The 12,593-nt window shown below is 69.2% G+C and carries 11 protein-coding genes; 3 read left to right on the top strand and 8 right to left on the bottom strand.

Translation table 11 applies throughout. The annotated features are described in order from the left end of the window. Positions 1 to 88: 88 nt before the first annotated feature. The 3 genes from sucD to AB0B48_RS08195 all read right to left on the bottom strand — a co-directional run bounded on the left by sucD (position 89) and on the right by AB0B48_RS08195 (position 2,993). Positions 89 to 976 carry a succinate--CoA ligase subunit alpha gene (sucD, locus tag AB0B48_RS08185; protein WP_355010054.1) on the bottom strand — a complete coding sequence of 296 codons (888 nt, stop codon included), beginning with the start codon at positions 974 to 976 and terminating at the stop codon, positions 89 to 91. Between the two features lie 2 nt (positions 977 to 978). Then, positions 979 to 2,157, bottom strand: coding sequence for an ADP-forming succinate--CoA ligase subunit beta (gene sucC, locus AB0B48_RS08190; protein ID WP_091406357.1), 1,179 nt, complete (start codon positions 2,155 to 2,157; stop codon positions 979 to 981). Positions 2,158 to 2,588: 431 nt separating this feature from the next. Further along, a complete protein-coding gene (locus AB0B48_RS08195) occupies positions 2,589 to 2,993 on the bottom strand; it encodes a cobalamin B12-binding domain-containing protein (RefSeq protein WP_088987674.1) in 405 nt (134 codons plus the stop codon). A 474-nt stretch (positions 2,994 to 3,467) separates the two neighbouring features. On the opposite strand from AB0B48_RS08195, the gene AB0B48_RS08200 reads away from it, so the two are divergent. Then, positions 3,468 to 4,175 carry a M23 family metallopeptidase gene (locus AB0B48_RS08200; RefSeq protein WP_357197712.1) on the top strand — a complete coding sequence of 236 codons (708 nt, stop codon included), beginning with the start codon at positions 3,468 to 3,470 and terminating at the stop codon, positions 4,173 to 4,175. Between the two features lie 272 nt (positions 4,176 to 4,447). Beyond that, positions 4,448 to 5,230, top strand: coding sequence for a M23 family metallopeptidase (locus AB0B48_RS08205; protein ID WP_357197715.1), 783 nt, complete (start codon positions 4,448 to 4,450; stop codon positions 5,228 to 5,230). A 95-nt stretch (positions 5,231 to 5,325) separates the two neighbouring features. Here AB0B48_RS08205 and pcrA read toward each other — a convergent pair whose 3' ends face one another. Beyond that, a complete protein-coding gene (pcrA, locus tag AB0B48_RS08210; protein ID WP_357197717.1) occupies positions 5,326 to 7,731 on the bottom strand; it encodes a DNA helicase PcrA in 2,406 nt (801 codons plus the stop codon). Between the two features lie 324 nt (positions 7,732 to 8,055). On the opposite strand from pcrA, the gene AB0B48_RS08215 reads away from it, so the two are divergent. Beyond that, on the top strand, positions 8,056 to 8,445 hold the full coding sequence (locus AB0B48_RS08215) for a chorismate mutase (protein WP_357197719.1): 390 nt from the start codon (positions 8,056 to 8,058) through the stop codon (positions 8,443 to 8,445). A gap of 174 nt (positions 8,446 to 8,619) precedes the next feature. On the opposite strand, the gene AB0B48_RS08220 is transcribed toward AB0B48_RS08215, so the two are convergent. Genes AB0B48_RS08220 through AB0B48_RS08235 form a run of 4 tightly spaced genes read right to left on the bottom strand, consistent with a single transcriptional unit; the run spans position 8,620 to position 12,567 of the window. Continuing rightward, complete coding sequence (locus AB0B48_RS08220; protein WP_357197721.1) at positions 8,620 to 9,633, bottom strand: dipeptide ABC transporter ATP-binding protein; 1,014 nt, start codon at positions 9,631 to 9,633, stop codon at positions 8,620 to 8,622. Next, on the bottom strand, positions 9,626 to 10,660 hold the full coding sequence (locus AB0B48_RS08225) for an ABC transporter ATP-binding protein (RefSeq protein WP_357197769.1): 1,035 nt from the start codon (positions 10,658 to 10,660) through the stop codon (positions 9,626 to 9,628). Before AB0B48_RS08225 ends, AB0B48_RS08220 begins: the two co-directional genes overlap by 8 nt. Before the next feature lie 19 nt (positions 10,661 to 10,679). Continuing rightward, a complete protein-coding gene (locus AB0B48_RS08230) occupies positions 10,680 to 11,648 on the bottom strand; it encodes an ABC transporter permease (RefSeq protein WP_357197724.1) in 969 nt (322 codons plus the stop codon). Then, the gene (locus tag AB0B48_RS08235) at positions 11,641 to 12,567 is read right to left on the bottom strand and encodes an ABC transporter permease (protein WP_112638660.1); all 927 of its coding nucleotides are present in this window, start codon (positions 12,565 to 12,567) and stop codon (positions 11,641 to 11,643) included. The genes AB0B48_RS08230 and AB0B48_RS08235 overlap by 8 nt, the downstream gene beginning before the upstream one ends. Between the last annotated feature and the right edge of the window lie 26 nt (positions 12,568 to 12,593).

Raw genomic sequence — 12,593 nt, forward strand, 5'->3', positions numbered from 1 at the left:
TACCTGATCACCGGCATCCTCGCCGGCATCGTCGCGGCCCGAAGACGAGGCACCTACCTGGACCGCCCTCTGTGCTGCCTTGACCGGCTCAGTTGCCGGACATGATCTCCCGCATCAGCTTCGCGGTCTCGGTCGGCGTCTTGCCGACCTTGACGCCGACGGCCTCCAGCGCGGCCTGCTTCGCCTCGGCGGTGCCGGCGGAGCCGGAGATGATCGCCCCGGCGTGACCCATGGTCTTGCCGGGCGGAGCGGTGAAGCCCGCGATGTAGCCGACCACCGGCTTGGTGACGTTCGCCTTGATGAACTCGGCGGCCCGCTCCTCGGCGTCGCCACCGATCTCACCGATCATGACGATGGCGTCGGTCTCCGGGTCGGCCTCGAACGCCGCGAGGGCGTCGATGTGGGTGGTCCCGATGATCGGGTCACCGCCGATGCCGACGCAGGTGGAGAAGCCGATGTCGCGCAGCTCGTACATCATCTGGTAGGTCAGCGTGCCGCTCTTGCTGACCAGGCCGATCCGGCCGGAGCCGGTGATGTCGGCCGGGATGATGCCGGCGTTGGACGCGCCCGGCGAGGCGATGCCCGGGCAGTTCGGCCCGATGATCCGGGTCCGCTCGCCCTGCGAGACGTTGTACGCCCAGAACGACGCGGTGTCGTGCACCGGGACGCCCTCGGTGATCACCACGGCCAGGTCGATCGCGGCGTCGATCGCCTCGACCACGGCGGCCTTGGTGAACTGCGGCGGCACGAAGATGACAGTGACGTCGGCCCCGGTCTGCGCCATCGCGTCCGCGACGGACGCGAAGACCGGCAGCTCGGTGCCGTCGAAGTCGACAGTCTGGCCCGCCTTGCGCGGGTTGACGCCACCGACGACGTTGGTGCCGGCGGCCAGCATCCGCCGGGTGTGCTTGGAACCCTCGGAACCGGTCATCCCCTGGACGATGACCTTCGAGTCCTTGGTCAGCCAGATAGCCATGATCAGACCCCCGCAGCTGCCAGCTCGGCGGCCCGCTCGGCCGCACCGTCCATGGTGTCCACCCGCTGCACGAGCGGGTTGTTCGCGCTGTCCAGGATCGCCCGGCCAGCCTCGGCGTTGTTGCCGTCGAGACGGACGACGAGCGGCTTGGTGACCTGCTCGCCGCGCTGCTCCAGCAGGGCCAGCGCCTGGATGATGCCGTTGGCGACCTCGTCGCAGGCGGTGATGCCGCCGAAGACGTTGACGAAGACGCTCTTCACGGCCGGGTCGGAGAGAACGATCTCCAGCCCGTTCGCCATCACCGCGGCGCTCGCGCCGCCGCCGATGTCGAGGAAGTTGGCGGGCTTGACGTTGCCGTGCCGCTCACCGGCGTACGCGACCACGTCGAGGGTCGACATGACCAGACCCGCGCCGTTGCCGATGATGCCGACCTCGCCGTCGAGCTTGACGTAGTTGAGGTCCTTGGCCTTGGCGGCCTGCTCCAGCGGGTCCACAGCGGCCTGGTCGACGAGCGCCTCGTGGTCCGGGTGCCGGAACGCCGCGTTCTCGTCCAGGCTGATCTTGGCGTCGAGCAGCAGCATCCGGCCGTCGCCGTTCTTGGCGAGCGGGTTGACCTCGACCAGGGTGGCGTCCTCGGCGACGAACGCCTGCCACAGGCCGACGGCGATCTCGACCACCTGGTCGGCGACCTCGGCCGGGAAGCCGGCGGCGGTCACGATCTCGCGGGCCTTGGCCTCGTCCACGCCCTTGACGGCGTCGATCGGGGCCTTCACGACCTTGTCGGGGGTCTCGGCGGCGACCTGCTCGATGTCCATGCCGCCGGCGACGCTGGCGATGCAGAGGAAGGTGCGGTTCGCCCGGTCGAGCAGGTACGAGAAGTAGTACTCCTCGGCCACGTCCGCGGTCACCGTGATCATGACCTTGTGGACGGTGTGACCCTTGATGTCCATGCCGAGGATGTCGGTGGCCCGAGCCACCGCCTCATCCGGGCCCTCGGCCAGCTTGACGCCGCCGGCCTTACCTCGGCCGCCGACCTTTACCTGCGCCTTGACGACCACACGGCCGCCAAGGCGTTCGGCGATCGCGCGGGCCTCTTCCGGGGTAGTGGCAACGCCGCCGGCCAGCACGGGCAAGCCGTGCCGCTCGAACAGGTCCCGCCCCTGGTACTCGTACAGGTCCACGATTGCGCGTCCCGTCCCGTCTCCGCGGCGCGCCGTCGCGCCGCCACCAGCGTTCAGAAAACAGCTTGACGCCTGTCATCAGTTGAAACAGGCCATTGGCCGCAGCCTAGCGAGGTCGGCACCACCGGCAACCGAGCGGGTGCACGGTGTGCGGTAATGCACAACCGAACATCAGGTGTGGCCGGTTTCCGGCCACAACTCCGGTGGCATCCACCGTCCGGGCGATGTTGTCCGGCTTGCGTAACCCTGCCGTGGGGGCGTCGTTGAGTCAGATGTCGGAGCGCTGAACAGCGCAAAGACGGGATACGGCCGATGCCCTGTCGGTCGAGGGGTGGCGGCGGGGCATCGTGCATAGAGGGGCCGGACGTGTGAGGGGTGCGTCCGGCCCCTCCCCCGTGCCCAAAATCGGTGGGGCAGCAGTTCGGCGTTCCTCAGGAAACCGGCTGGGCCACGTTCTCTCGGACCCACTCGACAATCGCCTGGGTGGTAGCGCCCGGTGTGAAGATCTTCGCGACGCCCAACTTCTCCAACTCGGGAATGTCGCCGTTCGGAATGATGCCGCCACCGAACACGACGATGTCGCGTGCGTCGCGCTCACCGAGCAGTTCCAACACCCGCCGGAAGAGCGTCATGTGCGCGCCGGAGAGCACGGACAGGCCGACCGCGTCGGCGTCCTCCTGGATGGCGGTCTCCACGATCTGCTCGGGGGTCTGGTGCAGGCCGGTGTAGACGACCTCCATCCCGGCGTCCCGCAGGGCGCGCGCGACGACCTTCGCGCCCCGATCGTGGCCGTCCAGGCCGGGCTTCGCGACGACGACCCGAATCCGAGAGCTCATCAGCGCACACCTTTCACCGGCTTGACCGCCTTCACCTTAACGAACGGTAACCCGGCGGGCCCGGCCCGGGAAATCCGGGCTCCGTCACCGGCCGTTACCCGACGGATCCACCGCGCAACCCGGAGGCGCCCGACCCGGCTTCGCCAGAGCCACGCCGCTGGCAGGACCGGGACACCATCCCGGCGCCGTCCGGAGTCAAGCCGGACGACTCCGCCGGAACGGTCACGCTCGGCGACGAACGGGCAGCGACAGGGGCACCGTTCAGCGGCGCGATGCATGACAATCATGGACGCAAACGGACAGATCGACACGCCAATTTTTCGGTCTAGCTTGTGACTCGCCTGGCGGTTGGCTAACGTGTCCACGGTTGTCATCAGGTCCATGGACGGGTGACGACGCGGTCAGCGGACGTCTCACTGGAGTCTCAGGGGACGCCCACCGGCCGCTTCGGAACCCCGACAACGGAGGGTGTGCGTGCGCCAGCGCCTGTCGTCTGAGCCCGATCGATATCGCGGTCGCCGCCGCGTACCCACCCCACCCCGCAGCCGTTACGCCGCTGTCGTCACCACCGCGTTCGTCGGTGCCGGCATCGTGGCCCTCGGCGCGAGCGCCCTGCCGGACGCCAAGGACGTCAGCCCGACGGTCCTCGACGAGCTCAAGCAGGCGTCGGTCACCAGCCAGGACGCGGCGGCCCGTGCGGACAACGCCGACCGCGCCTCCCGGGACAGCCGCAGCGAGGACAGCGCCGAGAAAGAGGTCTGGCTGCTGCCGCTGCAGGGCTACGACTTCAACTCCCCGTACGGCGTCCGCTGGGGCAAGATGCACACCGGCGTGGACCTGGTCGCCCCCGAGGGCACGCCCTACGTGGCGATCCACGACGGGCTGGTCACCAAGGCCGGCTGGTTCGGTGGGTACGGCAACGCCGTGATCGTCCAGCACGCCGACGGCAGCGAGGCCATCTACGGCCACTCCTCCGCGGTCAGCGTCAAGGAAGGCCAGCAGGTCAAGGCGGGCGACCAGCTCGGCCTCGTGGGCCAGACCGGCCACGCGTACGGCACGCACCTGCACCTGGAGATCCATGTCAAGGGGCAGCCGGAAGACCCGGTGCCGTTCCTGCAGGAGCGCGGAGTGGACATCAAGCTGCAAGTCGAGGCAATCTACAGTGAGGTAGCCGCCTCCTGACAGCGCGTAACGACCGTTGACCGCCCGGATCTGTCGATCCGGGCGGTTTTTCATGACGCGGTCCTGACGCATGTATCCCGGGTCACAGTGCCGGATGTGACCGACGGCACCCACCCGCATGATCACTTTTCCGGATGTAGCGCCGCACAGCGGGTCATATCCGGGCAGCCGACCATCCGCTCTCCGTCCGAGGGCCGGTCCCCCCGCCTGCCTCACCTCGGCCCGACACCAGTATTTCGAGGTCAAGTGCCCCTCGACTGTGAAGGTCCGCCGTGCAGGAAGACAGCCCCGTCCAGAACGAGAACACCCCCGACACCGACCAGACCGCGCCGTCGCAGCGCACCGGCCGACGCAACCGCCTCATCGTGCTCGCGGCCGCCGCCCTGGTAGCCCTCGGCCTCGGCGGTGTCGCCGTCGCCACCAGCGACACCGACCGCCCGGCACCCGCCGCCGTCTCCCTCGACGCCCAGGCCCGGGCCGAGGCCGCGAGCCGGGCCGACCGCTCGGTCCGTGAATCGAGCACCCCGGTCGACCCCTCGCTCAGCCCGGCGCCCAGCCCGTCGGCGGTCAGCGCCAGCCCGACCCCCACGAAGACGGCCGCCGCGAAGGCCAAGCCGAAGCCGAAGCCGAAGCCGAAGAAGACCACCAGGCCCACACCCGCCTGGGTCGACCCGATGCCGGGCGCAGCCGTCACGTCCTGCTACGGGCAGCGCTGGGGCACCCTGCACGCCGGTATCGACCTGGCGTTGCCCTCCGGTACGCCGATCCACGCAGCGGCCGCCGGCACCGTGACCCAGGCCGGCGACGCCTCCGACGGGTACGGCAACTCCGTCTTCATCGACCACGGCAACGGCTACCTGACCCACTACGCCCACCAGAGCCGCATCGCGGTCACCGTCGGCCAGAAGGTCAAGGCCGGCCAGGTCATCGGCTACGAGGGCGCCACCGGCGATGCCACAGGCCCGCACCTGCACTTCGAGGTGCACCAGGGCATGTGGAACCAGATCGACCCGGCCCCGTTCATGCGGGCCCGTGGCGTCGACCTGGGCTGCTGAGGCGACACCCCTGCGCGGAACAACACGGAAAGAGTGGCCTCAGCGGTACGCGAGGCCACTCTTTCCGTGATCTGGCACGATCCTGGGGCGACGGGTCAGAGCTTGTCGACCGGGGCGTGCCGGAGCACCAGCCACATGGTCTGGTCGCCGAAGTCGATCTGCGCACGGGCGCCCGGGCCGTGCCCCTCGACGGCGAGCACCCGCCCCAACCCGTACCGCTGATGGTTGACCCGGTCGCCCGCGGACACCTTCGGCCCCTGCGGCAGCTCGCTGGCAGTGGTCAGCCGGCTGGCGTCCACCCCGAGCCGCTGGGCCAGCTGCGCCGCCTTCGGCGTACCCCCCGTGAAGTTGCCACGCGCGCCGGGCGCGCGGTCCGCGCGGCCACCGACGCCGCCGCCCCCGCCAGCCCACGAGGTGTACGACCCCTCGGTGCGCTCCCAGTGCACCAACTCGGTGGGCAGCTCCTCCAGGAAGCGCGACGGCGGGTTGTAGGACGGCTGCCCCCAGGCCGAGCGGGTCACCGCCCGGGACAGGTAGAGCCGCTGTCGGGCGCGGGTGATGCCGACGTACGCCAGTCGGCGCTCCTCCTCCAACTCGCGGGTGTCGCCCAGCGAACGCAGGTGCGGGAAGACGCCGTCCTCCAGCCCGGTCAGGAAGACCACCGGGAATTCCAACCCCTTGGCGGTGTGCAGCGTCATCAGGGTGACGACGCCCTGGTGGTCGGGGTCGTCGGAGGGGATCTGGTCAGCGTCGGCGACCAGCGCCACCTGCTCCAGGAAGCCGGCCAGGGTGGCCCGCTGCCCCTCCTCGCCCAGCGCCTCGATCCGCTCGGTGTACTCGCGGGCGACGCTGACCAGCTCCTGGAGGTTGTCCACCCGGCCGGCGTCCTGCGGGTCCAGGCTCTCCTCCAGCTCGGTGAGGTAGCCGGAACGGGTCAGCAGCGCCTCCAGCACGTCCTCCGGGGTGCCGGTCTCGGCCAGCTCGCGGGCGTCGTCGAGCAGCGCCACGAAGTCCGCGATGCCGTTGGCCGCCCGGCTGGAGATGCCCGGCGCCTCCCGGGCCCGGCGCAGCGCCGCGCCGAAGGAGATCCGGTCGCGGCTGGAGAGCGCCTCGACACACGCCTCCGCGCGATCGCCGATGCCCCGGCGCGGGGTGTTGAGCACTCGCCGCAGGCTCACCGTGTCGTCGTCGTTCACCACCGAACGCAGGTACGCCAGGGCGTCGCGGACCTCCTTGCGCTCGTAGAAGCGCACCCCGCCGACCACCTTGTAGGGGAGGCCGACCCGGATGAACACTTCCTCGAAGACGCGGGACTGGGCGTTGGTGCGATAGAAGACGGCGACGTCGCCGGGGCGGGTCTCGTCGGCGTCGACCAGCCGGTCGATCTCCCGGGCCACCCAGTCGGCCTCGGCGTGCTCGGTGTCGGCGACGTAGCCGACGATCTGCTCGCCGGCGCCGGCCTCGCTCCACAGTCGCTTGGGTTTGCGGGAGGTGTTGCGGTCGATCACCGCGTTGGCCGCGTTGAGGATGGTCTGGGTGGAGCGGTAGTTCTGCTCCAGCAGGATCGTCCGCGCGTCGGTGAAGTCCCGTTCGAACTCCAGGATGTTGCGGATCGTCGCACCCCGGAACGCGTAGATCGACTGGTCGGCGTCGCCGACCACGCACAGCTCGGCGGGCTCCAGCCCGTCGGTGCCGGAGACCAGCTCCTTGATCAGGACGTACTGGGCGTGGTTGGTGTCCTGGTACTCGTCCACCAGCACGTGCCGGAACCGCCGGCGGTAGCTCTCCGCGACGTGCGGGTGGGACTGGAGCAGGTGCACCGTGGTCATGATCAGGTCGTCGAAGTCCAGTGCGTGCGCCTCACGAAGCCGACGCTGGTAGAGCGTGTACGCCTCGGCCAGCGCCCGCTCGTTGGGGCCGGTGGCCCGCGCCGCGAACTGCTCCGGGTCGACCAGCTCGTTCTTGAGGTTGGAGACCTGGGCGGCCAGACCACGCGCCGGGTAGCGCTTCGGGTCGAGATCCAGCTCGCGGGTGACCAGCTGCATCAACCTGCGGGAGTCGTCCGCGTCGTAGATCGAGAACGTCGACTTGAGGCCGGCGTGCTCGTGCTCGGCGCGCAGGATCCGCACGCAGGCCGAGTGGAACGTCGACACCCACATCAGGCGGGCCCGGGGGCCCACCAGCGCGGCGACGCGCTCCTTCATCTCGCCGGCGGCCTTGTTGGTGAAGGTGATCGCGATGATCTCACCGGGGTGCACGTCCCGAGCGGCGAGCAGATAGGCGATCCGGTGCGCGAGCACCCGGGTCTTGCCGGACCCGGCGCCGGCCACGATCAGCAGCGGCGAGCCGGCATGGCTGACGGCGTCGCGCTGCGGCCCGTTCAGCCCGGCGAGCAGCTGCTGCGGATCGAGACGCGCGGCAGCCGCCCCGGGTCGGTGCGGGCGGGCCGGCGCGGACTCCGGCGCAGGCGGGGACGCGGGGATGTCGAAGAGAGGATGCATCGCCCGACAAGTCTATGCCGCGGGCCGGACACTGCGCCGCTGGCGCTCAGCAGCTCGTGCCCGACGGCACGCACCACCGCCCGGCACCGCCACCGGCGGGACATGCGCCCTCCGCGATGAGGAATGCTTGCGCACCCGGCAACGACGTGGGCATACTCGACGGCGTGATCGCTGCGCGCTTCTACTTTTACTATGGCACCGGGAGTTCGGCTGCCGTAGGTCGCGCCTGATCGTTCAGACCTGCTAAAGCCCCGGCTCCTGGAGTCCGGGGCTTTTTCCGTCCCAGGTTCCGGGCACCGGGCACCACAGTGCGAGAGGTACCCGATGATGACAGACGTGATGGAGCAGAGCGGCAGCCCGATCCGACCGGGGCAGCCCGTCGCGCAGGAGGCCGAGCCGGCGGTGGCCACACCACCGGCAGGTGCGGACGCCGAGCCGGCCGAGCAGCAGACCGGCACCGAGGAGCCGTCCGCCTCGGCGCGGATCGTGCAGATCAGGGAACGCATCGACGAGATCGACAAGGCGTTGATCACACTGTGGCAGGAACGGGCCGCGTTGTCCCAGGAGGTCGGTGTGACCCGGATGGCGTCCGGCGGCACCCGCCTGGTGCTCTCCCGGGAACGGGAGATCCTGGAGCGGTTCCGGGTCGCGCTCGGTGCCGACGGCACCCAGTTGGCTCTGCTGCTGCTCCGCGCGGGCCGCGGCCCTCTGTGAGCCTCCTCAGCCCGGGCCGAACCGGGCCAGGGCTACCTGAGCCGCCCGTCCTGGGCAACAAGCGGTTCGCTGACGCCGCTGTCCGACGCCGCGTGACCGGTCCGGTCATCACCTGAACAGACGAAACCGCCTGCCGTCGTCGTGGTGGGGACGGCGGCAGGCGGCTTCGGTGACTCACACCTCGTGGGTGGCGACGATCTCGCGCTTCTCCGCGAAGTGGCAGGCGCTCGGGTGGTCCGAGCCCCGGCGGATCTCCAGCAGCGGCACCTGCTCGGCGCAGACGTCCTGCGCCTTCCAGCAGCGGGTCCGGAACCGGCAGCCCGAGGGCGGGCTGATCGGCGACGGCACGTCACCCGAGAGCCGGATGATCGTCTTGTTGTGCCGCTGGGTCGGGTCCGGCACCGGCACCGCGGAGAGCAGCGCCTGGGTGTACGGGTGGGTCGGTCGCTCGTAGATCTCGTCCTCGGTGCCGATCTCGACGATCTTGCCGAGGTACATCACCGCGACCCGGTCCGACAGGTGGCGGACCACCGACAGGTCGTGCGCGATGAAGACGTACGAGAGGCCGAACTCGCCCTGCAACTGCTCCAGCAGGTTCATGACCTGGGCCTGGATGGAGACGTCCAGCGCCGACACCGGCTCGTCGCAGACGATGATCTCGGGCCGCAGTGCGAGCGCGCGGGCGATGCCGATGCGCTGACGCTGACCGCCGGAGAACTGGTGCGGGTACCGGTTGATGTGCTCCGGGTTGAGCCCGACCAGGTCGAGCAGCTCGCGGACCTTGGCCCGGCGGCTACCCTTCGGCGCCACCTCCGGGTGGATCTCGAACGGCTCACCGAGCAGGTCACCGACGGTCATTCGCGGGTTCAGCGAGGTGTACGGGTCCTGCATGACCAGCTGGATCTGCCGGCGCAGACGCCGCAGCGCCCCACCGGACAGCTTGGAGATGTCCTGGCCCTTGTAGACCACGTTGCCCGCGGTCGGCTTCTCCAGGTTCATCAGCACCCGGGCGAGCGTCGACTTGCCGCAGCCCGACTCGCCGACCACACCGAGCGTCTCGCCGGCGCGCAGACCGAACGAGACCCCGTCGACCGCCTTGACCTGACCGACGGTCTTCTTGAACACCACACCCTGCGTGACGGGGTAGTGCTTGACCAGGTCATTGACCTCGAGGATGTTCTCAGACACGGTTCACCAGCTCCTCGGCGAAGTGGCAGGCGCTGGCCCGGGCGGGGCCGACCTGCAGCAGCGGCGGGACCTTCTCCCGACACACCGGCTGAGCCATCGGGCACCGCGGGTTGAACGGGCAGCCCGGCGGGATGTTCATCAGGTTCGGCGGGAGGCCCTTGATCGTCCGGAGCTGCTGCCCCTTCTCGTCGAGGCGCGGGATCGAGTCGATCAGACCCAGCGTGTACGGGTGCGCCGGCTTGGCGTACAGCTCGTACACGTCGGCTTCCTCGACGATCCGGCCCGCGTACATGACCGCGATCCGGTCCGCGACGTCGGCGACCACGCCGAGGTCGTGGGTGATCAGGATCATGCCCATCTGCCGCTCGCGCTGGAGCTCGGCCAGCAGGTCCATGATCTGGGCCTGCACTGTCACGTCGAGGGCAGTGGTCGGCTCGTCCGCGATCAGCACCTCGGGGTCGAGCGCCAGCGACATCGCGATCATCGCGCGCTGCCGCATACCACCGGAGAACTGGTGCGGGTAGTTGTTGAACCGGCCCTTGGCGTTCGGGATCTTGACCTGGTCGAGCATGTCGATCGCGCGCTTCTTGGCCTCCGCGCGGCCCATGCCTCGCCGGACCCGGAACTGCTCGGCGATCTGGAACCCGACGGTGAAGACGGGGTTCAGCGCGGAGAGCGCGTCCTGGAAGATCATCGCGATGCCCTCGCCGCGGATGCGGCGGCGCTCCTCTTCGGACATGCGGAGCATGTCCTTGCCGTGGAAGCGGACCTGCCCACCGGTGACGAAGCCGGGCGGCGTGTCGAGGATACCCATGATGGTCTGCGCGGTGACGCTCTTACCGGAGCCGGACTCGCCGAGCACGGCGAGGGTCTCCCCCGCGTCGACGTGGTACGTGACCCCGTTGATGACCTTTGCGACGCCGTCCCGGGTGCGGAACTCCACCCGCAGGTCGTCGACCTCGAGCAGGCGGCCGGAGGGACGCCCGGACCCGCCGGGTCCCGGCGCTGACTGCTCGGAAACGAGAATGTCGGACACTGGATCTCCCCTAGCGGAGTTTCGGATCGAGGGCCTCGCGGACCGACTCACCGAGCATCACGAAGCTCAGCACTGCGGTGACGAGGAACGCGGCGGGGAAGAACACCAGCCCTGGCGCGACCCGGACAAAATTCTGCCCATCACTGATCATGATGCCCCAGGACACCACCGGCGACTTCAGACCGACGCCCAGGAACGACAGGGTGGCCTCGGCGCCGATGAACGAGCCGACCATGATCGTGCCGTAGACCAGCAGCGGGGCCAGGCAGTTCGGCAGCAGGTGCTTGAGGATGATCCGGCCGGTGCCGGCACCCAGCGCGCGGGCCGCCACGATGTAGTCGGCCTCCTTGGTGGCGAGCACCGAGGAGCGCATCAGCCGCATCACGACCGGCCAGCTCAGCACGATCAGGGACGCGGTCACCAGGCCCATGATCTGGGCCTTGGTGTTGCCGGCGCCCGACCCGTTGAAGGTGGTCAGGATGACGATCGCGCCGAGCACGAAGGGCAGACCGAAGAAGACGTCGGCGATCCGGCTGAGCAGCGCGTCCACCCAACCACCGCGGTAGCCGGAGATGATGCCCATGGTTCCGCCGATGAGCAGGGTGCCTATCACGGAGAGCACGGCGACCACGATGGAGGCCCGTGCGCCGTAGATGACCCGTGCGTAGACGTCGCGGCCCTGCACGTCGTAGCCGAACCAGCCATTGGCGGACGGCTTGTCGAGGCTGCGGGACAGCGAACCGTTGACCGCGTCGCCCGGGGCGAACAGCGCCGGGAAGGCCGCCATCAGCAGGAAGATCACGATCAGCGTGGCCGAGATCCAGAACAGCGGCTTGCGCCGCAGATCCCGCCAGGCGTCGCCGAGCAGGCCACGCGGCTTATCGTTGCTCTGCGGCTGGCCCGCGGTGGCGGGTGCGGCGGAGTCGGTGGGGTGTGCGCCAGGGGTACTGACGATCGATGCGGTACTCGGGTCACTCATAACGGATCCTCGGGTCCAGGGCGGCGTAGAGCAGGTCAACCAGCAGGTTCATCACGAGATACACCAGCACCAGGACGACCACGATGCCTACCACCGTGGCGCTTTCCTTGGTGATGATCGCTCGGAAGACCTGACGGCCGATTCCGTTGATGCCGAAGATTCCCTCGGTGACGATCGCGCCACCCATCAGGGCACCGAGGTCGGTGCCGAGCAGGGTCACCACCGGGATGAGCGAGTTGCGCAGCAGGTGCACGCCGACCACCCGGCGCATGGGAAGGCCCTTGGCGATGGCGGTACGCACGTAGTCCGCGCGACGGTTCTCGGCGATGCTCGTTCTCGCGACCCGGGCGATGTACGCCACTGATGCGCTGCCCAGCACGAAGCCCGGCACGATCAACTCGGACCACCGCATCTCGGAGGAGACGGTCGGCTTGATGATGCCCCACTGCACACCCAGCAGCCACTGCAGCACGAAGCCGACCACGAAGACCGGCAGCGCGATCAGGAACAGGGTGGAGACCAGGACCAGGTTGTCCAGGAAGCCGTTACGCCGCAGACCGCTCAGCACGCCGGCACCGAGGCCGATGATCGCCTCGATGGCGAGCGCCACCACGGCCAGCTTCAGGGTGTTCGGGTACGAAGTCATGATGATGTCGCTGATCTCGCGCTGCGAGAACGTCTGACCGAAGTCGCCCTGGAGCAGGTTCTTCATGTAGTTCGCGTACTGCACGAAGACGTTCTGGTCGAGGTGGTACTTCTCGGTCATGAAGGCGATGTACTGGTCCGGGCAGCGACGCTCGCCGCACTTACCGGCGAACGGATCGCCCGGAACGGCCCAGACGAGCCAGTAGATCAGGAACGTCGTACCGATGAAGACCGGCACGAGTTGGAGCAGCCGTCTCAACAGATAACGGCCCATGGGGTGGTCCTCCAGACAGGGGGCGC

Origin of the sequence: Micromonospora sp. NPDC049089, from assembly GCF_040648775.1 — a bacterium.
GTDB lineage: Bacteria > Actinomycetota > Actinomycetes > Mycobacteriales > Micromonosporaceae > Micromonospora.

Coding starts and splice junctions, on each gene's coding strand:
- AB0B48_RS08215 (WP_357197719.1), top strand. CDS start 8,056: ATGATGACAGACGTGATGGAGCAGAGCGGCAGCCCGATCCGACCGGGG.
- AB0B48_RS08235 (WP_112638660.1), bottom strand. CDS start 12,567: ATGGGCCGTTATCTGTTGAGACGGCTGCTCCAACTCGTGCCGGTCTTC.
- AB0B48_RS08230 (WP_357197724.1), bottom strand. CDS start 11,648: ATGAGTGACCCGAGTACCGCATCGATCGTCAGTACCCCTGGCGCACAC.
- sucD (WP_355010054.1), bottom strand. CDS start 976: ATGGCTATCTGGCTGACCAAGGACTCGAAGGTCATCGTCCAGGGGATG.
- pcrA (WP_357197717.1), bottom strand. CDS start 7,731: ATGCATCCTCTCTTCGACATCCCCGCGTCCCCGCCTGCGCCGGAGTCC.
- AB0B48_RS08195 (WP_088987674.1), bottom strand. CDS start 2,993: ATGAGCTCTCGGATTCGGGTCGTCGTCGCGAAGCCCGGCCTGGACGGC.